The sequence below is a fragment of the Ramlibacter pallidus genome (assembly GCF_015070875.1).
In the GTDB taxonomy this organism is placed as follows: Bacteria; Pseudomonadota; Gammaproteobacteria; order Burkholderiales; family Burkholderiaceae_C; genus Ramlibacter; species Ramlibacter pallidus.
Genome location: NZ_JADDIV010000005.1, coordinates 22,699 through 48,109, shown reverse-complemented (window position 1 = coordinate 48,109; position 25,411 = coordinate 22,699). Strand labels below are relative to the sequence as shown.

At 69.7% G+C, this 25,411-nt stretch carries 23 protein-coding genes; 12 read left to right on the top strand and 11 right to left on the bottom strand.

All coding sequences use genetic code 11. The features are described 5' to 3' along the window. Positions 1–107: 107 nt before the first annotated feature. On the top strand, positions 108–626 hold the full coding sequence (locus IM787_RS17235) for a P-loop nucleotide/nucleoside kinase family protein (RefSeq protein WP_193677945.1): 519 nt from the start codon (positions 108–110) through the stop codon (positions 624–626). On the opposite strand, the gene IM787_RS17230 is transcribed toward IM787_RS17235, so the two are convergent. From IM787_RS17230 to IM787_RS17205, 6 genes are all read right to left on the bottom strand, one after another. Continuing rightward, positions 614–2,629, bottom strand: coding sequence for a pectate lyase (locus IM787_RS17230; RefSeq protein ID WP_193677944.1), 2,016 nt, complete (start codon positions 2,627–2,629; stop codon positions 614–616). The genes IM787_RS17235 and IM787_RS17230 overlap by 13 nt on opposite strands. Before the next feature lie 86 nt (positions 2,630–2,715). After that, on the bottom strand, positions 2,716–3,666 hold the full coding sequence (locus IM787_RS17225) for an SMP-30/gluconolactonase/LRE family protein (RefSeq protein WP_193677943.1): 951 nt from the start codon (positions 3,664–3,666) through the stop codon (positions 2,716–2,718). Continuing rightward, positions 3,663–4,955 carry a TRAP transporter large permease gene (locus tag IM787_RS17220; RefSeq protein WP_193677942.1) on the bottom strand — a complete coding sequence of 431 codons (1,293 nt, stop codon included), beginning with the start codon at positions 4,953–4,955 and terminating at the stop codon, positions 3,663–3,665. Before IM787_RS17220 ends, IM787_RS17225 begins: the two co-directional genes overlap by 4 nt. Next, positions 4,946–5,443 carry a TRAP transporter small permease gene (locus IM787_RS17215; protein WP_193678383.1) on the bottom strand — a complete coding sequence of 166 codons (498 nt, stop codon included), beginning with the start codon at positions 5,441–5,443 and terminating at the stop codon, positions 4,946–4,948. Before IM787_RS17215 ends, IM787_RS17220 begins: the two co-directional genes overlap by 10 nt. 143 nt (positions 5,444–5,586) lie before the next feature. Beyond that, positions 5,587–6,552 carry a TRAP transporter substrate-binding protein gene (locus IM787_RS17210; RefSeq protein ID WP_193677941.1) on the bottom strand — a complete coding sequence of 322 codons (966 nt, stop codon included), beginning with the start codon at positions 6,550–6,552 and terminating at the stop codon, positions 5,587–5,589. A gap of 36 nt (positions 6,553–6,588) precedes the next feature. Next, entirely contained in the window at positions 6,589–7,407 is an 819-nt protein-coding gene (locus tag IM787_RS17205; protein ID WP_193677940.1) for an NAD-dependent epimerase/dehydratase family protein, read from the bottom strand. A gap of 107 nt (positions 7,408–7,514) precedes the next feature. Here IM787_RS17205 and IM787_RS17200 point away from each other — a divergent pair, with 107 nt between their 5' ends. The 8 genes from IM787_RS17200 to IM787_RS17165 all read left to right on the top strand — a co-directional run bounded on the left by IM787_RS17200 (position 7,515) and on the right by IM787_RS17165 (position 17,252). After that, positions 7,515–8,243 (top strand): FadR/GntR family transcriptional regulator, encoded by a 729-nt coding sequence (locus IM787_RS17200; protein WP_193677939.1) that lies wholly within the window; start codon positions 7,515–7,517, stop codon positions 8,241–8,243. 106 nt (positions 8,244–8,349) lie between these two features. After that, positions 8,350–10,188, top strand: coding sequence for a pectate lyase family protein (locus IM787_RS17195; RefSeq protein ID WP_193677938.1), 1,839 nt, complete (start codon positions 8,350–8,352; stop codon positions 10,186–10,188). 127 nt (positions 10,189–10,315) lie between these two features. Further along, on the top strand, positions 10,316–11,227 hold the full coding sequence (kdgD, locus tag IM787_RS17190) for a 5-dehydro-4-deoxyglucarate dehydratase (RefSeq protein WP_193677937.1): 912 nt from the start codon (positions 10,316–10,318) through the stop codon (positions 11,225–11,227). Positions 11,228–11,250: 23 nt separating this feature from the next. Next, positions 11,251–12,210: a Bug family tripartite tricarboxylate transporter substrate binding protein gene (locus IM787_RS17185; RefSeq protein WP_193677936.1), complete on the top strand. Its 960-nt coding sequence runs from the start codon at positions 11,251–11,253 to the stop codon at positions 12,208–12,210. Between the two features lies 1 nt (position 12,211). Beyond that, positions 12,212–13,537: a glucarate dehydratase gene (gene gudD / locus IM787_RS17180; protein WP_193677935.1), complete on the top strand. Its 1,326-nt coding sequence runs from the start codon at positions 12,212–12,214 to the stop codon at positions 13,535–13,537. 121 nt (positions 13,538–13,658) lie between these two features. Then, the gene (locus IM787_RS17175; RefSeq protein ID WP_193677934.1) at positions 13,659–15,098 is read left to right on the top strand and encodes an aldehyde dehydrogenase family protein; all 1,440 of its coding nucleotides are present in this window, start codon (positions 13,659–13,661) and stop codon (positions 15,096–15,098) included. A gap of 44 nt (positions 15,099–15,142) precedes the next feature. Next, positions 15,143–16,255 carry an SMP-30/gluconolactonase/LRE family protein gene (locus tag IM787_RS17170; protein ID WP_193677933.1) on the top strand — a complete coding sequence of 371 codons (1,113 nt, stop codon included), beginning with the start codon at positions 15,143–15,145 and terminating at the stop codon, positions 16,253–16,255. Positions 16,256–16,283: 28 nt separating this feature from the next. Beyond that, entirely contained in the window at positions 16,284–17,252 is a 969-nt protein-coding gene (locus tag IM787_RS17165; protein ID WP_193677932.1) for a Bug family tripartite tricarboxylate transporter substrate binding protein, read from the top strand. Here IM787_RS17165 and IM787_RS17160 read toward each other — a convergent pair. From IM787_RS17160 to IM787_RS17145, 4 genes are all read right to left on the bottom strand, one after another. Beyond that, positions 17,239–18,285 carry a bifunctional nicotinamide-nucleotide adenylyltransferase/Nudix hydroxylase gene (locus tag IM787_RS17160; RefSeq protein ID WP_193677931.1) on the bottom strand — a complete coding sequence of 349 codons (1,047 nt, stop codon included), beginning with the start codon at positions 18,283–18,285 and terminating at the stop codon, positions 17,239–17,241. The genes IM787_RS17165 and IM787_RS17160 overlap by 14 nt on opposite strands. Positions 18,286–18,321: 36 nt before the next feature. Then, positions 18,322–18,963: a hypothetical protein gene (locus IM787_RS17155; RefSeq protein ID WP_193677930.1), complete on the bottom strand. Its 642-nt coding sequence runs from the start codon at positions 18,961–18,963 to the stop codon at positions 18,322–18,324. Positions 18,964–19,081: 118 nt separating this feature from the next. Then, positions 19,082–20,356: a lytic murein transglycosylase gene (locus tag IM787_RS17150; RefSeq protein ID WP_193677929.1), complete on the bottom strand. Its 1,275-nt coding sequence runs from the start codon at positions 20,354–20,356 to the stop codon at positions 19,082–19,084. 60 nt (positions 20,357–20,416) lie between these two features. After that, on the bottom strand, positions 20,417–22,171 hold the full coding sequence (locus IM787_RS17145; protein ID WP_193677928.1) for a sensor domain-containing diguanylate cyclase: 1,755 nt from the start codon (positions 22,169–22,171) through the stop codon (positions 20,417–20,419). Positions 22,172–22,335: 164 nt separating this feature from the next. Between IM787_RS17145 and IM787_RS17140 the strand changes: the two genes are divergently transcribed. Continuing rightward, a complete protein-coding gene (locus tag IM787_RS17140) occupies positions 22,336–22,602 on the top strand; it encodes a hypothetical protein (RefSeq protein ID WP_193677927.1) in 267 nt (88 codons plus the stop codon). A 16-nt stretch (positions 22,603–22,618) separates the two neighbouring features. On the opposite strand, the gene IM787_RS17135 is transcribed toward IM787_RS17140, so the two are convergent. Beyond that, positions 22,619–23,332, bottom strand: a complete 714-nt coding sequence (locus IM787_RS17135) for an NUDIX hydrolase (RefSeq protein WP_193677926.1) — start codon at positions 23,330–23,332, stop codon at positions 22,619–22,621. Positions 23,333–23,415: 83 nt separating this feature from the next. Between IM787_RS17135 and IM787_RS17130 the strand changes: the two genes are divergently transcribed. Beyond that, positions 23,416–24,450 carry an SPFH domain-containing protein gene (locus tag IM787_RS17130; RefSeq protein WP_193677925.1) on the top strand — a complete coding sequence of 345 codons (1,035 nt, stop codon included), beginning with the start codon at positions 23,416–23,418 and terminating at the stop codon, positions 24,448–24,450. Further along, a complete protein-coding gene (locus IM787_RS17125; protein ID WP_354004436.1) occupies positions 24,447–25,385 on the top strand; it encodes a diacylglycerol kinase catalytic domain-containing protein in 939 nt (312 codons plus the stop codon). Before IM787_RS17130 ends, IM787_RS17125 begins: the two co-directional genes overlap by 4 nt. Positions 25,386–25,411: the final 26 nt, after the last annotated feature.

Here is a 25,411-nt window from a genome sequence, read left to right as displayed (position 1 = left end):
GCAACCACCACCTCGAAGGTGGATCCGCAACGGGCTCCCTGGAGCCCGTTTTTCATTGGCCAGGCCCTTCCGTTCGCGGCAGGGCCTTTTCGTTTCCGGAGACCCGAATGGCAAGCATCCACCTCGTCGAGGGCCCCGTCGGCGCCGGCAAGAGCACTTTCGCCGCCCGGCTGGCGGCCGGCCGCGCCGCGCCGCACCTGAACCTCGACGCCTGGTTCGTGGCCCTCTTCAGCCCCGACCGCCCGGCCGCGGGCGTCATGCCCTGGTACGCCGAACGCAAATGGCGCTGCATCGAGCAGCTCTGGTCGCTGGGTTGCGACCTGGTGCGCTGCGGATCGGACGCGGTGCTGGAGCTCGGGCTGCTGACGCGCGCCGACCGCGAGCGGGTCTACGCCCGCGCCGAGGCGGCCGGCATCCCGCTGGTGCTCCACGTCCTGGAGGCGGACCGCGAAGTGCGCCGCGCGCGGGTGCGGCAGCGCAACCTGGAACGCGGGCCGACCTTCAGCATGGAAGTGCCGGACGCGATCTTCGACCTCGCCAGCGACCGGTGGGAAGCACCGGACGCCGGCGAGTGCGAAGGCCGCGACGTGCGCTTCGTGCGCACGGACGCGGGTCAGGCCTTGTAGGCCGGGTCCGTGACGGGCGTGACCGGCTCGATGAACGAGATCAGGTTGCCGAGGTTGTTCACGAAGGTCGTGCTCTCGATCACCGTGTTGACCGCGGGCGGGTTGGACGCATACGGCTCCACGTTCGGCCGCTGGTTCACGCCATAGGGCGAGGTGTCGTAGACGTCGCCGACGTGCGTGCTCATGTACTCCTTGCCGAGGTAGGGCGCGCTCGGGCCGTCCTGCGTGTACGGGTTGGTGAACAGCGACTGGTTCGTGCCCCAGAAGTTCTTCTCGCCCAGGTTGTCGATCAGCGCCTGCGTCTGTTCCGCCGTGCGCGTCGCCGTGCCCTTCACCGAGTTTGCCCACAGGTGGGGGAAGTCGACTTCACCGTTGACGGAGAAGTACTTCGGCAGCGGGCGCTCGCCGTCCACGTTCAGCGGCGAGTTGGCGACCATCGCGGCGATCTCCGCGTTCGACAGCGCCTGCAGCCGGGCCAGCGTGGCCCGCGGGGTGGCGGTGCTGGCGTTCTGGGAGGCGTTGTAGTGGCTGGGCGTGCGGCGCCAGTCGTAGTCGAAGTAGTAGGCGCCGTTGTGGATGTTGGTGCCGTAGCGGTGCGGGAAGCGCGGCCGGTTCGAATCGAGTTCGACCACGCGCGCGTGCGTCCCGGTGAGGATGCTTTCCGGGTCGCCGCCGGCCCGCTGGTTGGCGCGCAGCGCGCAGGTGTCGATCCAGTCGAACACGCGACCCAGCTTGGCGATGTACTTGCGGTCGCCGGTGAGGCGGAAGTAGTGGAACAGCTGGTTGGCGTTGGTGATCGAGACCGACGGGCTCAGGCCGCGCGGCTCGTAGCTGCGGGCCGCCGCCGGCAGGCCCGCGCGGCGCAGCACGCCGTAGGCATCGACGGAATCGGACGACAGGTGCTGCAGGCCCCAGCCCGCCTGCGGCGTCGTGCCGGCGTTCGGGTTGCTGGAGTTGGCCGGAACGCCGTCGTACTCGTACATGATGTTGTACATGCAGTCCATGGCGGCCACGACCGGCGCCTTGAGGCTGGTGTCCCCCAGGCCGAAAACGCACAGCAGCAGGAACTTGATGTTCTCGCCCATGACGTCGTCGTTGAAGGTCACGAAATTGGTGTAGTCGCCGTCCTCCATGCCGCTGAAGACCCCGGTGTAGCCCGGCCGCGCCGGGATGCCGCCCGGCCCCTGGATGATGAAGTCGCCGTTCTGCGCGCCCGGCTGCAGGTGCTCCCAGCCCGGCCCCGTGGGCGGCCAGTTGGGGGCCGGCATGGACCGCGTCGCGTTGAAGGCGCGGGGGAAGCGCTGCGGCCAGCCACCGGCGGCGATGCCGCTCTTGAACTGCGCGTCGAGCACGAAACCGATCGCCTTCTCCAGGGCGGACTTGAAGCGCGGATCCTTCTTCTCCAGGTACATGCGCAGCATGAACTGCGAGGAGACCGCCGTGGTCGCGTCGTCGAACGTGGCGTTGCCGTAGTAGTGCTGGAATTCCTCCAGTCGCCACCCGTTGGCGCCCACCGTCTGGTACCAGCGCTTGAGCGAGGCTTCGCCGGCGAAGTCGTAGATGTAGTTCCAGCCGCCGGACGGATGCTGCGCCTCGATCATGGCCAGCGCGGTGCGCTCGGCCGCCTTGTAGAAGTTCTCGTCGCCGGTCGCCTTGTAGGCGTCCAGCAGGCAGTTGCCCACCGAAGGCGTCCCGGTCGGCTGCATCCAGCACATCGTCGGGTACGCCTCCATCTCGCCCCACAGCTTGTTGCGGTCGGACGCGAGCCAGGACCACACATAGGCGCCGCGGTACGAGACGTTCTGGTCCATGTGGATCGCCGCGCGCCGCATCGCCACCTTGGTGGACTGGCGGAAGGGGTCCGGGTCGACCGGCGGTTCATAGGCGGGCGTGCCGGGCGCGGGCGGCGCGCCGGGTGCGGGGGCGGGATCGGAGCCCCCGCCGCCGCACGCCGCGGTGACGGCGGCAGCGGAGAGGGAGGTGAGGAAAAGCCTGCGTTCCATGGTTGTCTCCTAGTGTTGTCAGAAGCGATCAGCCAATGCAGCGGCCTGGGTTGCAGCCCGCAGCCCGAAAAAACCGAAGAGGAAGGTCAGCAGCCCTGCGTGTTGACGAACAGGCTGTAGATGGAATGGCTTGCGGCCATGAAGAGCCGGTTGCGATTCCTGCCGCCGAAGCACACGTTGGCGCAGCGCTCCGGCAGGTGGATGTGGCCGATGGCCGTGCCGTCCGGAGCGAACACGCGGACGCCGTCGAGACCTTGCGGGTCCACGCCGGGCGCGCCGTTGCTGCCGAAACCGCACCAGAGGTTTCCTTCGACGTCCACGCGGAAGCCGTCGAAGGCGCCGGGCCCCGCCGCGTCGGCGGCGACCCGCTTGTTGGAGAGCCTGCCGCCGCCGTGGTCGTACGCCCAGATCTTCCGGTGCGGCGCCGCGCGGCTCTCCACGATGTAGAGCACCGACTCGTCCGGCGAGAACGCCAGGCCGTTCGGTGCGTTGAGGTCGGTCAGCACCTGCTGCAGCTTGCCATCGGGGGCGATGCGGTACACGGCGTGCGGCAGTTCCTGCTCGCCCGGCTCGCCCTCCCAGTACCCGCCGATGCCGAAGCTCGGGTCGGTGAACCAGATGCTGCCGTCGCGCGCGCAGACGATGTCGTTGGGCGAATTGAGCCGCTTGCCGTCGAAGCGGTCGGCCAGCACGGTGATGCTGCCGTCGTATTCGGTGCGCGTGACGCGGCGCGTGAGGTGTTCGCAGGTCAGCAGCCGGCCCTGCCGATCGCGGAAGTGGCCGTTGGCGTGGTTCGACGGGTTGCGGAAGTCGCTCACCGCGCCGCTCGCCTCGTCCCAGCGCACGATGCGGTTGTTCGGGATGTCCGACACCAGCAGGAAGCGGCCGTCGCCGAACCAGACCGGGCCTTCGGCCCAGCGCAGGCCGGTGGCCAGGCGTTCGACGTGCGCGCTGAACAGGCGCAACTTGAGGAAGCGCTCGTCCAGCACCTCGATGGCCGGGTCCGGGTAGCGCACGCTGGGGGTGAAGTCGCTCATTTCAGCAGGAGGTTGGGCAGCCACATGGAGAAGGCCGGGACGTACGTCACCAGCATCAGGCAGGCGATCAGCGCGCCGTAGAACGGCCAGATCGTGCGCATCACGGTGCCCACGGACACGCCGCCGATGGCGCAGCCGACGAACTGCGTCGTCCCCACGGGCGGAGTGTTCAGCCCGAGCGCGCAGTTGATCAGCATCATCACGCCGAACTGCGCCGGGTGCATGCCGAACTGCACGCAGATGGGCAGGAAGATGGGCGTGCAGATCAGGATGGTGGCCGCCATGTCGAGGAAGGTCCCCAGCACGAACAGCAGCACGTTCACCATCAGGAAGATCAGCCAGGGCTCCTGCGTCACCGCCGACATGAGCGCGCCGGTCTTCTGCGGCACCTCGTAGAGCGCCATGAAGTAGCCGAAGGCGGCCGAGATGCCGATCAGCAGCAGCACCACGCCCGTGGTCTTGCAGGCCTTGGCGCAGGCCTTCAGGAAGTGCTCCCACGACAGCGTGCGGTACACCACCGCCGTCACGATCAGCGCCCACAGCACCGCGGTGGCCGCGGACTCGGTGGCGGTGAACACGCCGGACAGGATGCCGCCCAGGATGATCAGGATCACCAGCAGGCCGGGCAAGGCCGCCGCGAACGCGCGCGCCACCTCGCCCCAGCCGGCGAAGTCGCCGCGCGTCGGGTAGCCGCGGCGCACGGCGACCCAGTAGGCGGCGCCGAGGTTGCAGATGGTGAGGAGCAGCGCCGGGACCAGGCAGGCGACGATCAGGCCGAGGATGCTCACCGACGCGATGCCGGTGGTCGCCAGGGTGAAGATGATGATGTTGTGCGACGTCGGCATCAGCGCGCCGACGAGCGCGGCATGCGTCGTCACGTTCACGGCATAGTCGGCGTGGTAGCCCTCCTTCTTCATCAGGGGGATCATCACGCTGCCCATCGCCGACACGTCCGCCAGCGGCGAGCCGGCGACGCCGCCGAACAGGGTGCAGCCCACCACGTTGCTCATGCCCAGCCCGCCGCGCACGTGGCCGACCAGGCTGTTGGCGAAGCGCACGATGCGGTCGGCGATGCCGCCGTACAGCATGAGCTCGCCGGCGAAGATGAAGAACGGGATGGCCAGGAAGGAGAACACCTGCATGCCGCCGACCATCTTCTGGAAGACGACGGCGCTGGGCATGCCGGCATAGAGGATGGTCGCCACCGACGCGAGGCCGATGGAGAAGGCCACCGGCACGCCCACGAGGAGCAGGACGACGAAGGTGATCGCCAGGACGGTCAGTTCCACGCCGGCTCCACTTCGATGCCGCGCAGCAGCGCGATGATGTGTTCCGCGCAGAACAGCACGATCAGCCCGCCGGCGATCACCAGCGGCACGTAGTCAGCGCCCTCGGGCACGGGAAGCATGGGTTTTCTTTCGTTCCATTTCATGGTGGCCCACAGCCACCCGGACTTCGCCATGAGGAAGCCGAAGGTGCCGACCAGCGCATGGATCAGGATCTCGAGCTTCAGCCGCAGCTTTTCGGGCAGCAGCATCACCAGCGACTCCAGGCCGATGTGGCCCGCGTCGCGCACGCCGACGGCCACGCCGAGCGACGTCATGTACAGCACCAGCAGCATGGCCAGCGCTTCCGCCCAGGTGGGCGTGTCGTTGAAGACGTAGCGCCCGACCACCTGCCACTGCACGCACAGGACCACCGCCAGCAGCAGCAGCACCGCCGCGACCAGGCTGATGCGCGACAGCCACGCGCACAGGCGCGTGTAGCCGTCGAGCAGCGGGCTCCCGGCACGGTACGCAGGCGCCCCCGCGCCGGGCTGGCCCGCCGGCAGGGCGGGACCGCCGCCCTCCGCGAGCGGGCCGGGATGGACGCTTTCGGGCGGCACGGCGCCCGGGCCCGCTGCGATCGACCGCGAAACCGTCACTTCGTGTCCTGCACCGCTTTCACCAGGCGCTTCAGGTCCGGCGAGGTGATGAACTTGTCGTACACGGGGCCCATGGCCTTCTGGAAGGACGCCTTGTCGACTTCGACGATCTCGGCGCCGCCGGCCTTGACCGCGGCCATCGACTTGGCTTCCTGCTCGTCCCACTTCTTGCGCTGGAACGCCACGGACTCCTTGGCCGCCTTGCGGATGGCCTGCTGGTCCGCGGGCGACAGCTTGTCGTAGACGACCTTGCTCATGAGGAGCATCTCGGGCGCCATGGAGTGCTCGGTGCGGCTGTAGTACTTGACGGCCTCGTAGTGCTTGAAGCCGTCGTACGAGGGCACGTTGTTCTCGGCGGCGTCGATCAGGCCGGTCTTGAGGCCGGTGTAGACCTCGCCGATGGGCATGGGCGTGGGGTTGGCGCCCATCGCGCCGACCAGCGCGACCCACAGGTCGGACTGCTGCACGCGGATCTTCATGCCCTTGGCGTCTGCGAGCGACTTCACCGCCTTCTTGCCGTAGATGGAGCGCGCGCCCGAGTCGTAGAAGGCCAGTCCGACGAAGCCGTACTGCTCGCAGTCCTTCAGGATCTCCTCCCCGACCGGGCCGTCCAGCACCTTGCGCATGTGCTCCACGGAGCGGAACAGGAAGGGCATGGTGGGCACCATGGTCTTGGGGCAGATGGCGTTCATCGGGCTGATGTTCACCCGCGTCATCTCCAGCGCGCCGATCTTGGTCTGGTCGATCGTCTCCTTCTCGCTGCCGAGGGCGCCCTTGTTGAACACCTTGATCGAGTGCTTGCCGCCGGTGGCCTGCTTGAGCAGCTCGCTCATGTGCTTGACGGCCGCGACCGTCGGGTAGTCGTCGCTGTTGTGCACGTCGGACGAGCGGAACTCGACGGCCTGGGCGCCGGTGGCGGCGAGCGCCGCGGCGAATGCGATGGGCAGCATGAACTTCTTCATGGGAGTCTCCTGTGGTTGTCTAGCGAAAGGTGAAGGTCACTCGAACGGGCCCGTGCGCACGAACGCGCCGCCCTGGTACAGCACCGCGGGATCGTTGCGGTCCAGCGTGGGCTGCGCCGCCTCGCGCGCGGCGCGGAACGGCTCGGAGCTGTCCTGGGGACGGAAGCCGATGTGGCGGGCCAGGGAGTTGTCCCACCAGGTGGTCGTGTTGTCGGACATGCCGAAGATGATGCTGTGGCCGACCACGGGCGCGGTCAAGCTGGCAACCACCAGCCGCTCCAGGTCGTCGTAGCTGAGCCACGTGGCCAGCATGCGGCGGTCCTTCGGTTCCGGGAACGAGGAGCCGATGCGCAGGCACACCGTCTCGATGCCGTAGCGGTCGAAGTAGAAGCGCGAGAGGTCCTCGCCGAAGGCCTTGGACAGGCCGTAGTAGCCGTCCGGGCGTGCCGGCGCGTTCGCGTCGATGACCTGGTCCTGCCGGTAGAAGCCGGTCACGTGGTTGGAGCTGGCGAACACGATGCGCTTGACGCCGTGCCGGCGCGCGGCCTCGTAGACGTTGTACGTGCCGACGATGTTCGCCTGCAGGATCGCGTCGAAGGGATGTTCGGTCGAGAGGCCGCCCAGGTGCACCACGGCATCGATGCCTTCCAGCAGGCAGTGCACGGCGGCGCGGTCCTCGAGGGCGGCCTGCACGACCTCCTCGCCGGCGGCCGCGGGGTCCATGGCGGAGATGTCGCTCACGCGCAGCAGGCTGCTGCGGGCACGCAGCCGCGGCCGGAGCACGCGGCCGAGTCCGCCCGCGGCGCCGGTCAGGAGCAGGCGGCCCAGGGAGTGTTGCGGGTTGGCAGGGTTCATGTTCGGGGCGAGGCCTGCTACATTCGGGCCACAGGCTTGTCATCGGTCATCTGTTGTCGTACAACTATTCCATGTGACTTGCCGATGAAAGCAGAGGGTTTTCCCGCATGAACGACCTCGCCACCGTCCGCCGCCGGCCGCGCGGCCTGGCCCACGACCTCGTCGACGGGCTGAGCGGCCGCATCCGCGAAGGGCAGCTGGCGCCCGGCGAGAAGCTGCCGACCGAGGCCGCGATCATGGAGGAGTTCGGGGTCAGCCGCACGGTCGTGCGCGAGGCGATCTCCCGGCTGCAGGCGGCCGGCCTGGTCGAGACGCGGCATGGTGTCGGCACCTTCGTCGTCGGCCTGGGCGACGGCGCGGCCTTCCGCATCTCGCGCGAGCAGCTGGGCACGCTGCAGGACGTGATCGCCGTGCTCGAGCTGCGCATCGCCGTCGAGACCGAAGCGGCGGCCATCGCGGCGGTACGGCGCACCCCGGAGCACGTGGCCAACCTGCGCACGGCGCTGGCGGCCTTCATCAGCGCGGTCGAGGAAGGCCGCGACGCGGTCGCTCCCGACTTCCAGTTCCACCTGGAAGTCGCGCGCGCCACCCAGAACCAGCACTTCGTGGACCTGATGGCCACGCTGGGCGGCATGATGATCCCGCGGGCGCGGCTGGAACCGGCCGGGCCTCCCACGCCGGAGCGGCAGGCCTACCTGCGCCGGGTGAACGCCGAGCACGAAAGCATCATCGACGCCATCGCGCAGCAGGATCCGGAAGGCGCGCGCGCCGCGATGCGCACGCACCTGGCCAACAGCCGCGAGCGCCGCCGGCGGCTCGCCGCCGAAGCCGGCTGAGCCTCCGCTCCCCAAATTGTTTCAGGAAGTCACCGACACACCGGCACAGGTGCGTCTTGTGGATGATGTACGACCTCATACAACATTCACAGGAGACAAACCCATCATGCTGTTACGAAACCTGGGGCTCGGGATGCTGGCCGGCGCGCTGCTGGTGGCCGGCTGCGGCGGTGGCGACGGGGGCACGCCCTTCCCGGTCGCCGCGCCCCAACCCGAAGAGAGCTCGCGCCCCTGCACGGCGGAAACCGACTCGAACCCCTCGTCGCTCGGCGCCGACGGCTGGGCGGCGGCGGGCGGTGCGGTGACCGGCGGCTGCGGCGCGCTGGCGAAGAACACCTTCACCGTCACCAACCGGCGCGAGCTGGTGCAGGCGCTCTACGCGGGCAAGCCGCGCACGACCCGGGCCGACGACAGCTGGGAAGCCCCCGACGACACGCCCAAGATCATCTACGTGCGCGGCACGATCGACCTGAACGTCGACGACGACCTCCAGCCGCTCACCGAAGAAGCGTACATGGCGCGGTGCAACTACACCGGGCACGCCACCTACTACGACCCCGTCACGCGCAACGAGTCCGGCAACGGCGGCTTCTTCGGCGCGTACAAGGCGGCCTACGACCCCAACGTGTGGAACCGCCAGGGCGCCGTGCCGCGCGCCAGCGACGGCCGGCTGGCGCCGCCGCCCGTGTCCGGCCCGCTGGAGGAGGCGCGCGCCTGCTTCCAGAAGGCGCAGGAGCGCGTCGCCGTCGTGCGCGTGGGGTCCAACACCTCGATCATCGGGCTGGGCACCGACGCGCGGATCGTGCGCGGCAACCTGCGGCTGGGGTGGCTGCGCGCCGATCCCGCCGACCCGCAGCGGCAGGACGCGGCGAACTACAAGGCCACGAACGTCGTCATCCGCAACATCGCCTTCGAGGACTCCTACGACATGTTCCCGGGCTGGGACCCGCAGGACTCCTTCAGCATCTCGGGGCGCACCAACAGCATGCCCTACCTGGCGGACTGCCAGGCCGTGTACGACGCGGGGACGGACAAGGGCCCGCACAAGTGCCGCGGCGGCCGCTGGAACTCGGAGTACGACACGGTGTCCGTGGAGAACGCGGAGCAGGTCTGGATCGACGGCAACAGCTTCAGCGACGGCGCCCGTCCCGACCGACTGAGCCCCGGCGTGTGGACGACCACCACGACCTTCGAGGGGCGGCCCTACCAGATCTTCAACGAGGCGACGCAGAAGGTGCAGCACCACGACGGCCTCGTGGACGTGACGCTGGGCGGCACGCGCGTCACCGTCTCGCGCAACCACTTCTTCTCGCACGACAAGGGCCACCTGCTGGGTGGATCCGACTTCACCGACCCGCTGCTCGGCTACGGCCCCGGCCGCATCGACGTGACCTTCCACCACAACCACTGGCAGAACGTGGTGCAGCGCATGCCGCGCGTGCGCTTCGGCCGGGTGCACGTCTACAACAACTACTACGAAGGCACGCGCGCGGCAGGGGGCAACGACTACCTGTACAGCGAGGCGTGGACCCTGGGCACGGCCGCCAAGATCGTGACCGAGAACAACCTGTTCGACATTGGCGGCACCATGGACGCAAGCCGGCTGGTCGGCTTCAGCTCCACTCTGGCGAACGGCGCGGGGACGGCCCAGGCGCCCGGGCGTTGCGTGCAGGCCGGCTACTCCACCGCCGAATGCGGCACCTGGTACTTCGACACCGGCACGGTCCTGAATGGCGTGCTGGTCGACGTGTATGCAGCGGCGCAGGTGAAGGCCAGCAGTTCCGCCAGCAACGCACCGCTGCAGCGGCTCGACCCCGCGGATCCCGCCTCGTTCTGGCACCCCCAGCGCACCTATACGTACACCGCGCTGCCCACCGCGACCGGCGCGGACCAGGCTGCCCTGCGCGACGCGGTCCGGGCGCAGGCGGGCGCCGGCAAGCTCTAACGCACAAGGGCCGGGAACAAAGGGGGCGCCGGGGGCGCCCCTTCTTTTTGCCCTCAACCCGTGGTGTCACCATTGCGTCGCTCGCGTCCCGAGTTGTATGATGTCTTACCTCTTTTCCGAGACGCCCATGTCACCGCAAGAACTGAAAAAGGCTCTGTCCTCGGGCCTGCTTTCCTTTCCCCTCACCGATTTCGACAGCCAGCTGCGCTTCGACCCCAAGGGTTATGCGAACCGCCTCGAGTGGCTGATGCCGTACGGCGCCACCGTGCTGTTCGCCGCCGGGGGCACGGGCGAGTTCTTCTCGCTGGAACCGCAGGAATTCGCCGGCGTGATCAAGACGGCGGCCGAGACCTGCAAGGGCCGCGTCCCCATCGTCGCCGGTGCCGGCGGCGGCACCACCCTGGCGATCCGGTACGCGCAGGAAGCCGAACGCAACGGCGCCCAGGGCGTGCTGCTGCTGCCGCACTACCTGACCGAAGCCACGCAGGATGGCCTGGTGCAGCACGTGGAGGCGGTGTGCAAGAGCGTGAAGATCGGCGTCATCGTCTACAACCGCGGCGCGACGAAGCTCACCGCGGAGTCGCTCGTCCGCCTGGCGGAGCGCTGCCCCAACCTGATCGGCTTCAAGGACGGCCTCGGCGACATCGAGCGCATCGTCTCCATCCGCCAGAAGCTGGGCGACCGCTTCGTCTACATCGGCGGCATGCCCACCCACGAGGTCTATGCGGCCGCGTACAAGGCACTGGGCGTGCCCACGTATTCGTCGGCCGTGTTCAACTTCATCCCGCGCACGGCGATCGAGTTCTACAACGCCTACGCGAGCGGCGACACCGCGACCACCGGGCGCCTGATCGACGAGTTCTTCCTGCCCTACCTGGCCATTCGCAACAAGGGCGAAGGCTACGCGGTGTCGATCGTCAAGGCCGGTGCGACCCTCGTCGGCAAGACGGCCGGCCCGGTGCGGCCCCCGCTGTCCGACCTGAAGCCGCAGGAATCCGAAGACCTGGCCGCGCTGATCCGCAAGCTGGGACCGCAGTAAACCATCCACCGAAGGAGACAGACATGAAGAAGACCCTGCTGGGCATCGCCCTGGCCCTGGGCGTCGCCGCCGGCGCCCTCGCTGCCTATCCCGACAAGACCGTGACCCTGGTCGTGCCCTTCCCGCCCGGCGGGTCCACCGACGCCATCGCACGCGTGATCGGCCAGAAGCTGCAGGAAAAGCTCGGCCAGAGCTTCGTCGTCGACAACAAGGCCGGCGCCACCGGCACCATCGGCGCGGCCTTCGTCAAGCGCGCGGCCCCCGACGGCTACACGCTGTTCGTGTCGTCGCTCGGCCCCTTCGTGATCGCGCCGCACCTGATCAAGGGCGTGCAGTACGACGCGCTGAAGGACCTGGACCCCATCACCGTGGCCGTCCAGGCACCCAACGTCCTCGTCGTGCCGGCCAACTCGCCGTACAAGAACGTCGCCGACCTGCTGGCGGGCCTGAAGAAGACGCCGGGCAAGGTGAGCTTCGCATCTTCCGGCAACGGTTCGTCGGACCACCTGTCCGCCGAACTGTTCTGGCAGCAGAGCGGCACCGAAGGCCTGCACATCCCGTACAAGGGCGGCGGTCCCGCCATCAACGACCTGCTGGGCGGCCAGGTGGACGCGGCCTTCGTCAACATCAACAGCATCATCCAGCACATCAAGGCCGGCAAGGTCCGCGCGCTGGGCATCTCCTCGGAGAAGCGCAACCCGCTGCTGCCGGAGCTGGCGACGCTGCAGGAACAGGGCGTCAAGGGCGCCGAAGTGCAGTCCTGGCAGGCCGTGGCCGGCCCGAAGGGGCTGCCGGCGGACGTGAAGGTGAAGCTGCAGGCCGAGATCAAGGCGGCGCTCAACGACCCGGCCGTCAAGGAAAAGTTGCTGGCGCAAGGCTTCGAGATCGTCGCCAACACGCCGGAGGAATTCGCGAAGTTCCAGGCGGCGGAATACGCCAAGTGGAAGCAACTGATCGAAACCCGCAAGATCACGGCCGACTGAGATGAGCTCTCCGGTCGTCCGCAGCATGCGCGTCATCCCGGTCGCGGGCCGGGACGGCATGCTGCTCAATCTCTCGGGCGCGCATGCGCCCTTTTTCACGCGCAACATCGTCGTCGTCACCGACAACGCGGGCCACACCGGGCTCGGTGAAGTTCCGGGCGGCGAGAAGATCCGGCAGACGCTGGAAGACGCACGTCCGCTGGTCGAAGGCCAGGCTGTCGGCAACCTGCAGGCCATCCTGAACGCGATGCGCACGAAGTTCGCGGACCGCGATGCCGGCGGCCGCGGCCTGCAGACCTTCGACCTGCGCACGACCATCCACGCGGTCACCGCGGTCGAATCCGCGCTGCTGGACCTGCAGGGACAGCACCTGGGCGTCCCCGTGGCGGCGCTGCTCGGCGAAGGACAGCAGCGCGAGGCCGTGCAGATGCTCGGCTACCTGTTCTACGTCGGCGACCGCCGCAAGACCGACCTGCCCTACGCCAGCGAGCCGGAAGCCCAGGACGACTGGCTCCGCCTGCGCCACGAGGAAGCCATGACGCCGGAGGCGATCGTGCGCCTCGCCGAGGCCGCGCAGAAGCGCTACGGCTTCCAGGACTTCAAGTTGAAGGGCGGCGTGCTGAGCGGCGACGCGGAAGTCGAAGCGGTGGAGGCCCTGCACGAGCGCTTCCCCGACGCGCGCGTGACGCTCGACCCGAACGGCGGCTGGCTGCTGAAGGACGCGATCCGCCTGGGCCACAAGATGCGCGGCGTCGTGGCGTACGCGGAAGACCCGTGCGGTGCGGAAGACGGTTTCTCCGGTCGCGAAGTCATGGCGGAGTTCCGCCGCGCCACCGGCCTGCCGACCGCCACCAACATGGTCGCCACCGACTGGCGCCAGATGGCCCACGCCCTTGCGCTCCAATCGGTGGACATCCCGCTGGCCGACCCGCACTTCTGGACGATGGCCGGCTCGGTGCGCGTGGCGCAGACCTGCCGCGACTGGGGGCTGACCTGGGGCTCGCACTCCAACAACCACTTCGACATCTCGCTGGCGATGTTCACCCACGTCGGCGCGGCCGCGCCCGGCAAGGTGACGGCGATCGACACGCACTGGATCTGGCAGGACGGGCAGCGCCTGACGAAGGAACCGCTGCAGATCCGCGGCGGCTACGTGCAGGTGCCGAAGAAGCCCGGCCTGGGCATCGAGCTGGACATGGCGGAAGTCGAGAAGGCCCACGCGCTGTACCAGCAGCACGGCCTGGGCGCGCGCGACGACGCGATCGCGATGCAGTTCCTGGTGCCAGGCTGGAAGTTCGACCCGAAGCGTCCGTGCATGGTGCGATGAGCTGACTTGCTCCCTCCCCCTCCGGGGGAGGGCTGGGGTGGGGGCACCCCGGCGCCGAAATGGAACGCGGGAGCGCCCCCATCCCGACCTTCCCCCAGAGGGGGAAGGAGAAAGACGAAACATGTTCAAGAACCTGATCGGCGGCGAGTGGGTCGAAGGCGCCCGCGTCTCCCGCAACATCAACCCCTCCGACACGCGCGACGTCGTCGGCGAGTACGCGCAAGCGGACGCCGAGCAGGCGCGCCAGGCCATCGCCGCCGCGGCGATGGCGCAGCACGCCTGGGGACTCTCCACGCCGCAGCAGCGCTTCGACATCCTGGACGCCGCCGGCACCGAGATCCTGGCGCGCAAGGCGGAGCTCGGCGACCTGCTGGCCCGCGAGGAAGGCAAGACGCTGCCCGAAGCGATCGGCGAAGTCGCCCGTGCCGGCAACATCTTCAAGTTCTTCGCGGGCGAGGCCCTGCGCCTGCAAGGCGACGTCATCCCCTCCGTGCGTCCGGGCGTCGGGGTCGAGGTCACGCGCGAGCCGGTCGGCGTCGTCGGCCTCATCACGCCGTGGAACTTCCCCATCGCCATCCCGGCGTGGAAGATCGCGCCGGCGCTGGCCTTCGGCAACGCCGTCGTCCTGAAGCCGGCCGACCTCGTGCCCGGCAGCGCCTGGGCGCTCGCCGACATCCTGCACCGGGCCGGCCTCCCCGCCGGGGTCTTCAACCTGGTCATGGGCCGCGGCTCCGAAGTCGGCCAGGTGCTGCTGGACGACAGGCGCGTCCACGCCATCAGCTTCACCGGCTCCGTGGCCACCGGCCAGCGCATCGCTCAGGCGTGCGTCGCCCGCATGGCCAAGTTCCAGCTGGAAATGGGCGGCAAGAACCCGATGGTCGTGCTGGACGACGCCGACCTCGACGTCGCGGTCCACGCCGCCGTCAACAGCGGCTTCTTCTCCACCGGCCAGCGCTGCACGGCGTCGTCGCGGCTGATCGTCACGCAGGGCATCCATGACCGCTTCGTCGATGCGATGGCGAAGAAGATGCAGTCGCTGAAGGTCGACGACGCCCGCAAGGCAGGCACCGACATCGGCCCGGTCGTCGACGAGAAGCAGCTGGCGCAGGACCTGGAGTACATGGCCATCGGCAAGTCGGAGGGCGCGCGCCTGGTCACCGGCGGAGATGCGATCGAGCGCAATGCGGACGGCGCGCCCGGCTACTACATGCGCCCCGCCCTGTTCACGGAGACGACGGCCGCCATGCGCATCAACCGCGAGGAGATCTTCGGGCCGGTGGTGAGCGTGCTGCGGGCGAAGGACTACGACGAGGCGCTGGCGATGGCCAACGACACCGAGTTCGGCCTGGCCGCCGGCATCGCGACCACCTCGCTGAAGCACGCCTCGCACTTCAAGCGCCATTCGCAGGCCGGCATGGTGATGGTGAACCTGCCCACCGCCGGCGTGGACTACCACGTGCCGTTCGGCGGCCGCAAGGGCTCCAGCTACGGCCCGCGTGAACAGGGGCGCTACGCGGCGGAGTTCTACACCACGGTGAAGACCTCGTACACGCAGGCCTGAGCATCCGGCGCGGCCGGCCGCCGCGAGACAACGAAGGAGACAGCATGCAAGAAGAAGGACACGAAGTGCCGCAAGCCTCCCGCCGCCGCCTGCTGCGCACCGTCGCGGCGGCCGGCCTGGCCGGCCTCGGCGGCAGCGCCCTCGCGCAAGCCTTCCCGTTCACCCCCAACCAGCGCTATCCGGACCCGGCCGTCCTGATCCTCGATCCCGGCTTCGCCAAGTACCGCATCTACAGCAGCACGGTGGAACAGGTCGCCACCGGCATGCGCTGGGCCGAAGGCCCGGTCTACTTTCCGGACGGCGGCTACGTGCTCGTGAGCGACATCCCGAACAACCGGATCATGAAGTTCGAGGAGCGCAGCGGCGCCTTCACGGTGTTCCGCGCCAACGCGAACTACGCGAACGGGAACGCGCGCGACCGCCAGGGGCGGCTGGTCACCTGCGAGCACTCGGTCACGCGGCGCGTGGTGCGCACCGAACGCGACGGGCGGATCACGGTGGTGGCCGACAGCTTCGAGGGCAAGCGCCTCAACGCGCCCAACGACGTGGTCGTGACGTCCGACGACAGCATCTGGTTCACCGACCCGCTGTTCGGCATCAACGGCGAATGGGAAGGCTCTCGCGCGCGCCCGGAGCAGGCGACGACCAACGTCTACCGCGTCGATGCCGGAGGCCGCATCACGGCCGTGGTCACGGACATCGTGAACCCGAACGGCCTGGCCTTCTCGCCCGACGAGAAGAAGCTGTACGTGGTGGAGTGGCGCGGCACGCCCAACCGCAGCATCTGGAGCTTCGACGTGGCCGCCGACGGCACGGTGTCGAACAAGACGAAACTGGTCGACGCCGCCGACCAGGGCGCGCTCGACGGCTTCAAGGTCGACCGCGACGGCAACCTGTGGTGCGGCTGGGGCAGCAACGGCGCGCTGCAGGCCGAGCCCGCGGACGTCGGCGGACGCAAGGTGTTCCAGCTGCGCGGGCGCTCCGAGGACCTCGACGGGGTGATGGTGTTCAACCCGCAAGGCAAGGCCCTCGCCTTCATCCGCCTGCCGGAACGCTGCGCCAACCTCACCTTCGGCGGGCCGAAGAACAACCGGCTGTACATGGCCAGCTCGCATTCGCTCTATGCGCTGTACGTCGAGAGCCACGGCGCCACCTGATCCCGAACCATTCCCAAGGAGACTTCCCATGACCCTCACCCGCCGCCATGCCCTGGCCGCCACCGCTGCGGCCGTGGCTGCCCCTTCCCTCTTCGCGCAGCAGGCCTGGCCCACCAAGACCGTGCGCATCGTCGTGCCCTACCCGCCGGGAGGCTCCTCGGACATCATCGCGCGCTCGATCCAGAACCTGCTGCAGGATTCGCTGAAGCAGACCGTGATCGTGGAGAACAAGGCCGGCGCCAACGGCAACCTCGGCACCGACTTCGTCGCCAAGTCGGCGCCGGACGGCCACACCTTCGTGCTGTGCGACGTCGGCGCGCTGGCGATCACGCCATCGGTCTACACCAAGCTGGCCTTCGACCCGTCCAGGGACCTGCGCGGCGTGACGATGCTGGCCTACTCGCCCCACCTGCTGGTTGTGCATCCCTCGGTGCCCGCCAACAACTTGAAGGAACTGGTGGCGCTGTCGAAGACGCGCGACCTGAACTTCGCGGTGACCGCGACCGGCAGCGCGCCGCACCTGGCCGGCGTGGCGTTGCAGCGTGCCGTCAACGCGCGCTGGGAGTACGTGCCCTACAAGGGCGGGATCCAGGCGATCCAGGACACGGTGGGCGGGCAGACGCAGGTGCTCATGAACGGCATGCTGGCGACGCTGCCGCACGTGCAGAGCGGCAAGCTCAAGATGCTCGGCGTGTCCAAGCGCACGCGCATGCCGCTGATCGGCGACACGCCGACGATCGCGGAACAGGGCGTGCCCGGCTTCGAGTCCGGCACGTGGCAGGGCGTGCTGGTGCCCAAGGCGACGCCGGATGCCGTGGTGCAGAAGCTCAATGCCGCACTGATCCAGGCGATCCGCAGTGCCGACGTGCGCGCGCGCCTGGCGGGCCAGGGCGCCGAAGTGGTGACGATGACGCCGGCCGAACAGGACCAGTTCTTCGCACAGGAACGCAAGCGCTGGGCGGCCGTCGTCGACGCCGCGAAGATCAAGCTGGATTGATGTCGAGGAAGGCGTCGAGGATGTGGAAGTGGTCGTCGTGGAACTGCTCCTCCAGCGAGGGCAGTTCCGAGATCGGCACCCAGCGCGCCTCGGCGGCGTCGTCGCTGCCGGCGATCTCCGGCAGCATGCGGTCGCCCAGGTCGAAGTAGAAGGCGTGCGTGATCACGCGGCCGCGCTGGCTGCGGTCCGGGTGGTCGAACACGCGCATCGCCTGGCAGGCGTGCTCCATCTCCGACGGCAGGAGGTGGAAGCCCGTCTCCTCCTGCAGCTCGCGCACCGCCGACTGGTAGGCGGTCTCGCGCTGTTCGATGAAGCCGCCGGGCACGGCCAGCAGGCCCTTGCCCGGTGCGCGTCCGCGGCGGATCAGCAACACCTGGTCGCGGATGCGCACCACCGCATCCACGGTGACGAACACCGGCGGGTACGGCGAGCCGGCCCACTTGTCGTGCTCCTCCGCGAGTTCCGCCCACTCCTGCTTCAGCCGCGCCAGGAAGGGCAGCTGCGCCCATGCGCGCAGGAACTCGAGCATCGAAGGCGGCACCTGTCCCGAGAGCGCCGCGAGCGAGGCCTCCAGCGTCCCGCCGGTGTAGAGCGCGGCGCGCAGGGCCTTGCCGTGCACTTCGCCGAGCCGGCCCACGTCATGCACGCTCCATCCCGGAAAGGCATGCAGGTAGTCGGTGGTGGCGTCCTTTCGATGCCCCACGAGCACCACGCGCGAACGGGCAGACCCGGTGAGTTCCGCCACGGCCTGCTGCGCATCCGCCACCCAGCGCCGTTCGTCCCAGGTGTCGCGCAACGGCACGAAGGTGACGCGGGCGCGCTCGTCCTCCGTCAGCGCCAGCCGGATCGCCTCGACGCGCTCGGCGAAGGTGAAGGGGTTGCGCGGGGAACGGGACTGCCGCGCGGAGCCGACCAGGACCGCGCAGCGGCCGGCGATCGCCAGCGCCTGCCGCAGCAGCGCCAGCTGCGCGTCGTGGAACAGCTGGAAGCGGCCGATGCAGACGGCCCATTCGAAGTGCGTGCCGGGGTCCATCCCGCGATTGTCGCGGGGAGCGCCCGGCCGCGGGGCTCAGGTGCTGAGGCCGAGGCCCGCGAACGTGCTCAATGCGGCCGACTGCGTGGGCGCCAGCGTGATGGACGCGCCGGTCACCGTGTCCTCGTCGTGCTCGGTCATCACCAGAGCGTTCTGGACGTGCTGGCCGAGGCCCTCCTCGAGCAGGCCGTACGTGCGTCCGCAGACCGACACGGTGCCGTGCGGCGCGGCAGCGAGCGCCTGCTCCGCTTCCTCGATGCCGGAGCCGATCACCAGGCACTCGTCACCCTGCTCGCCGCGGAAGAAGGCGACATTGCAGGCGGACGTGGTCAGCGCCGTGCGCACCCTGCGTGAACCGCCGAGGCGCTGCAGCGCCATCGCCGCCTTGAGCGCCATGGCCGCGTCCTGGAAGCAGAGGATCAGGTCGACCTTGCGCGACGGCTGCATCATGCCGTCGAAGCGCAGGGCGAGCGCCAGGCGCTCGTCGTCGCTGATGCCGTCCTGCGGCGCGTCGGCGGACACCATCGAAAGCTGCAGCGTCTCGAAGCGGATGGTGTCGTAGCGGGGGCCCAGGAACAGGGCGCGCCAGGCTTCCATGTCGCCGTGGCGCATCATCCGCTGCGACAGGGCGTCGATCAGCGCGTAGGCGCCTGCATTGGCGGTACCTTGGGTGTCCATCCGGTTCTCCTGCATTGAGCTGGGCTGATGTTTCAAATTGTTGCCCGTGCCACAAGCGGTGACAAGACGAATAAGGCTTAGGCCCTTGAGGGATTCGCTTAAGCCCCCCGGCGCGGGATCAAGGCTGCATCAGTTCACGCAGGGTCCGCTGCCCGACGCGGCGGCCCGCCGGCAGGCCGCGCGCCGCGCGCTCCGCCGCGATCGCGTCGCGCGTGAGCCGGCCCATCACGCCATCGGCCGACACCTGTGCGTGACCGCGTTGCTGCAGCCACGCCTGCAGCGCACGCACCTCCGCGCGGCTGAGGCCGGGGTCGTCCGTCGGCCACGGCGTGACGAAGTCGGTCCCTCCCGCCAGCTTGTTCGCCAGCAGCGCGACCTCCATCACGTAACGGTCGGAGAAGTTGTAGCGCCGGATGGTGTCGAAGTTGCGCGTGACGAGGAACGCCGGCCCCGGCAGCCCGACGGGCAGGAAGGGATAGACCTCCGGATCCCCGGCCGCCAGGGCCGGCGGCCGCGAGGCGGCCAGCACGCGCCAGCCCTGCGCCACCCATTGCGACAAGGGCTTCGCCTGGGCCGGCAGCCGGACCGACGTGTCGCTGGGCGCGAATTGCGCCTGCTGGTCCGGGGGCACGGCCACCTCGAGATACACCGGCTGCTCCGGGCGCCAGCCGCCGCGGCGCTGCAGGTGGTTGGCGGTCGAGGCCCAGGCATCCTGTTCGGACTGGATGATGTCGATCACGCCATCGCCGTCGCCGTCCACGGCGATCATCTCGAACGTGTCCGGCACGAACTGCGTGCGCCCGAAGGCGGCCGCCCAGGAACCGACGAAATTCTCCGCCGGCACCCGCGCGTCCCGCAGCAGGCGCACGGTCGCATAGGCACGCTCGCGCGACAGGCAGGCGGATGACGCCGTGTCGCCGCAGGGACGCAGGCAGGCGAGCGTCAACGCCGCGTCGAGCACGGGAATGCGGCCGGCCGCCGGCCCGTAGTTCGTCTCGATGCCGTAGACCGCGACGACGATCTCGCGCGGGACGCCGAAGCGCGCCTCGATCCGCTGCAGCGCGGCCGCGTGGGCCTCCAGGATGCCGCGGCCCTGCAGCACGCGCTCGGCATCCGTGGTGGCGGCCAGTTCGTCCCACCAGAACGTCGGCTCGTCGCTGCGCACCAGCATCGATTGACGCACGCGGTCGTCGTAGCGGCCGGCCGACGCGATGCGCAGGAAGTCCTCGCGCCGCAGCGGCCGCCCGGCGGTGGCCGTCTGCTCGGCGAGGCCCTGCACGCAGGCAGCGAACTGTTCCGGGGGCATCGGCTGCTCGACCAGGGACTGGGCCAGGGCAGGGAGCACGGCCGGCAGCGCGATCACGGCTGCGGCCAGACGGCGGAGGAAGCGCATGGGCAGCGGGGCGGAGGTGGCGGGCCAGTATAGGGTTGGGCCGCGCCGCGCGGGGGCGCTTCAGGCCAGTGCCGTGCTGCGTCCTTCGGCCGGCGACGTCCCGTCGGACACCGTCGAGGGTTCTCCGGCGTCGAGGAAGCGCACGGGCTTGTGCGTGCGCGCGCCCATCTCCGCCAGCAGGTCGCCGAGCGCCTGCATCAGCTCGTCGGCCGACCCGGAACGTTCGTGCAGCACGACGGCAGCCACGTGGAAGTGCAGCGGCACGTCCTTCGGCCGCCCCGGCTCTTCCATCAGTCCCGAAGCGACCAGGCGGGCGCCGAAGTTCGCCATCGGCTTGCGCATCGCCGCGCCTTCGAGGATGAGGCCGAACCGGTTCTCCCCCAGCCGCCCCACCGTGTCGATGTCGCGCACCAGCCGGCGCAGCTTGATCACCGTGCGCAGCAGGGCCTCCTCGCTGCGCTCGGCGCCCAGCGTCTTCTGCACCCAGGCATGGTTGGCGAGTTCGATGATGGCGACGGCGGCGCCTTCGCCGCGGCGCGTGTAGCGCCCGATGGCCTGGCGCAGCTTCGCGGTGAACGGTTCGCGCTTCATGAGCCCCGTCAGCGCGTCCTGGTGCTCGGCCGCCAGCCGGCGCAGTTCGAGGCTGCGGCGCTCCTGCGAGCGCGCGTTGAGCGCGCCGAGCAGCAGCGGCAGGTCCACGGTGAGCGCCAGCGCCAGCACGTATTCGGTCAGCCACGAGGGCTGGAGCCATCCCGTGACGCGGCCGAGCGCGATCACCACGCAGATCGCCAGCGGCAGCGCGCCCAGCAGCATCCACACGCCGACGCGGTCGCGCCGCCGCAGGGTGATCGCGGCCGCGCACAGGCTGGCGATCGCCACGGCGATCAGGTACGCAGCGAGGATCATCACGCCCGAACGCTTGTCCGGCAGCAGGTACAGCAAGGCCAGCGCCGGCCCCAGCGCCGCCAGCCACTGCAGGATGCGTCCCAGCCAGCGCACCCGCGCGAGCACGCGGCTGAGCCGTCCGACGATGACGAGGACAAGCGACGCGCCCAGGATCGCGAGGAAGCCGGGCGCGCGGTCGACCCACGCGCCCGCATCGCCCCACAGCAGGTGGCCGGCCACCCCGGTGAATCCGGCCAGGCCCAGGGTCGCGACCAGCCCGTACGCCGCGTACCACCCGAAGGCCGCATCCCGCTGCACGACGGCCCGCACCAGCGCGCCCAGGGCCAGCAGCCCGAGCGCACCGATGGCCAGCCCGAGGCCGAGGTATTCCATCTGGCTGCGCTGGTGGTGGGTGGTCGCCGTGACGACCCGCACCGGGACCGCGATGGAGGTGGAGTGGCGCACCTCGAGGTACAGCTCCGTCGGCGCGCCGGGCCGCAGCTGCAGCTGGAAGAAGGGGTAGCGGCCCGGCTGTGGCCAGTCCCGCATGGGCACCAGGTCGCCGGCGCTGCGGGCGAACCACCGCCCCGAGGCGTCCTGCTGGTACAGGGCCACGTGGTCGATGACGGGCACCGGCACCTCGAGCAACCAGGCGTCCTGCGTGCCGGCGGGAGGCCGCACGCGCAAGCGCAGCCACAACGAACGCCCTTCGCGGAAGGGCAGGATCTGTTCGGGCAGGTGCGCGAACGGCAGTCCCCCGCCGGCCGCCGTGCTGATGCCGCCGCGCGGCTGGGGCCCGAACCAGCCCACCACCTCCGTCATCGGCAGTTCCGGGCGCGCGGGGTCGAGCCGCACCACGTCGAGGGAATGGTTCGCGCGGGCCTGCGCGCAGCACAGTGCGAGGACGAGGACGAGCCAGCCGGCGCCCATGCGCCAGCCGCGGCCGTGCGCACGAGCTGTCCCTGTTCCCAACGCTGTCCCTCCCACGCCACGCAACTGCCGCGCGCCGTTCGCAAAGGTTGTAACGGAGCGCGTGCGCCGCCGCAACCCAAGCGTTGTACCGGCGCCGCAACTTGCGCGGCTAGACTGGCCGCATGGATTTCTCTTCCCTCGTCGACCTCCTGCAGTGGCCCGCGATGCTGGCCAGCCTGCTGGCCGCCTGGCTGGTCGCCTCCACGCGCGCGCACCGGCGCAACATCGGCTTCTGGGTGTTTCTCCTGAGCAACGTGCTGTGGACCGTGTGGGGCGTGCACACCAAGGCCTATGCGCTGATCGTGCTGCAGGTGGCGCTGGCGCTCATGAACGTGCGCGGGCTGCGCAAGACCGAGCAGCTCGAGAAGAGCGGCCAGGAAACCCGCTGAAGGCAGCGGCCGGCCGCTATTCGCCCGAGCGGAAGGTGCGCGGGAAGACCGCGGGCCGCGCGCGCTCGCGCACGCGGTAGCCCATCGCCGTGCGGCCCGATGCCCCGCTGACCGGCCCGGCGTCCTCCAGGAACCCGGCGTCGAGCATGCGCTTGCGGAAGGCGCTCTTGTCCAGCGGCCGGGCGAGCACGATTTCGTAGGCGTGCTGCAGCTCCGGCAGCGTGAACGGCTCCGGCAGCAGGAACGCCGGCAGCGAGGTGTACTCCACCTTCCCGCGCAGCCGCTCCACGGCCGCGGCCAGGATCTCCCCGTGGTCGAAGGCCAGGCGGCGGCGCACGGCTTCGTCGGCCTGCACCCATTCGGCCACCGCCGTGCCGGCTTCGGCCGGCGCCGGCGCGGGGATCAGCGCGAAGTAGGCGTGCGTGCTCGACCAGCCGCGCGGATCGCGCTTCGCGTCGCCCCAGCTTCCCAGCTGCTCGAGATAGGGCGAGGCCACGCCGGTCTTCTCCTTCAGCTTGCGCAGCGCGCAGGCCTGCAGGCTCGCGTCGCGGTGCACGTCGACGAAGCCGCCCGGCAGCGACCAGCGGCCGGGATGCGGTTCGCCCTCGCCCTCGGGGCGGCGCGCCAGCAGCACGCGCAGCTCGCCTTCCAGCACCGAGAAGATCGCCACGTCGACGGAGACGAGCGGGCGCTCGAAGGCGAGCTTGGCGCGATCAGGGTCTTTCTTCATGGCGGCCTTGACATCGTCGATCCGGGTTGTACTATACAACCATCAAAGGTTGCACAGTACAACTCACAAGGAAGGAGAAAGCCATGCTAGGCCTGCGCTTCATCAAGACCCAGCCGACCACCCACCTCATGCAGTTCCGCAAGGGACGCCTGGTGCGCGAAGGGGCCGGCCTCTCGTTCCTGTATTACGCACCGACCAGCACCGTCGTGGCGGTGCCGGTGGCGAGCCAGGACGCCGGCTTCATGCTCGAACTGGTGACCGGCGACTTCCAGGGCGTCACCGTGCAGGGCCAGGTCACCTACCGCGTGGGCGACCCGCAGCGCACCGCGGCGCTGATGGACTTCTCGCTGCAGCCGGACGGCCGCACCTACGCCTCGGAGGACCCCAAGCGCCTGCGCGACCGGGTGGTGATGCAGGTGAAGGTGATCGTCCAGCAGGCGGTGCAGGCGCTGGCGCTCAAGCAGGCGCTCACGGCGTCGGCGACGATCGCCCGCGCCGCGCAGCAGCAGCTGGCGGCGCATCCGGAGATCCGCGCCCTCGGCCTCGAGGTGCTGGGCGTCGCCATCATCGCGATCAAGCCCACGCCCGACATCGCACGGGCGCTCGAGGCGGAAGCGCGCGAAGCCAACCTGAAGTCCGCCGACGACGCGATCTACCAGCGGCGCATGGCGGCGGTGCAGAACGAACGCTCCATCCGCCAGAACGAACTGGACACCGAGATCGCCGTCGAGGACAAGAAGCGCCAGATCCAGGAAACGCAGATGGAAGCCCGGGCCGCCCTGCTGCGGCGCGAGAACGAGGTGCGCGGCGAACAGATGGCCGCCGACGTGGAACTGGAGGAAAGCCGCAAGGCGCTGGTCGCCAGCCAGTCCGAGAACACGCGCGCCATCGCCGAGGCCGAAGCGCACCGGGTGCGCGCGGTGATGGCGGCGCTGGAAACGGCGGATCCCCGCATCGTGCAGGCGCTGGCCGCGTCCGGCATGCAACCCGGCCAGCTGATCGCGCAGGCGTTCGGCGGCATCGCGGAAAAGGCCGAACGCATCGGGCAGCTGAACGTCTCCCCGGAACTGCTCAACTCCCTGCTGGGCGGCGCCGCGGCGGGCAAGAGGCTGGGGTGACCGTGGGCGAAGGCCGCGACCGGCGCGTCATCCTGGTCACCCGGCAGACGCGCCTGCAGGAACTGGTGGCCCGCCACAACACGCTGGCGCAGGCGCGCTTCTACCTCGAACACCTGCAGGCCGACTTCGGCGACTACCTGCGGGAGGACGAGGCCTACAGCCGCAGCCTGCGCGTGACGGTGGAAGCCCTGGAGCAGTGGGGCCGCTACCAGGTCGTCGACCGCTCCCTGCTCGCGAACTTCGTCTTCGATGCGAAGGACGTCGTGGTCGCCCTCGGACAGGACGGCCTGGTGGCGAACACCATGAAGTACCTGGACGGCCACAGCCTGGTCGGCGTGAACCCCGAGGCCACGCGGTGGGACGGCATCCTGCTGCCCTTCCGGCCGGAGGACCTGCCCACGCTGCTGCCGGAGGTGGCCGCCGGCCGGCGCGAGCTGCGCTCCGTCACGATGGCGGAGGCGCGCATGAGCGACGGCCAGCGGCTGCTGGCGGTGAACGACCTCTTCATCGGCCCGCGCAGCCACACGTCGGCGCTGTACGAGATCGGTCACGCGGGCCGCAGCGAACTGCAGTCCTCCTCCGGCCTGATCGTGTCGACGGGCATGGGTTCCACGGCCTGGCTGAAGAGCATCGTGACCGGTTCGCTGGCGATCTCCCACGCGGTGGGCGCGGAGGCCGCCCCCGCCTACCGGCCCGCGCCCTGGGACACGCCGGCACTGACCTTCGCCGTGCGGGAGCCCTTCCCGAGCCGGGCCTCGCAGGCCACGATCGTCTTCGGCCACGTCGACGCGGCGCAGCCGCTGCGCCTGCGCTCGCGCATGCCGGAGAACGGCGTGATCTTCTCCGACGGCATGGAAAACGACTTCCTGCGCTTCACGGCGGGCATGGAAGCCGTCATCGCGCCGGCGCAACGCCAGGGACGCTTGGTGGTGTGACCGGCCTCCCGCGCATGGATACTCGC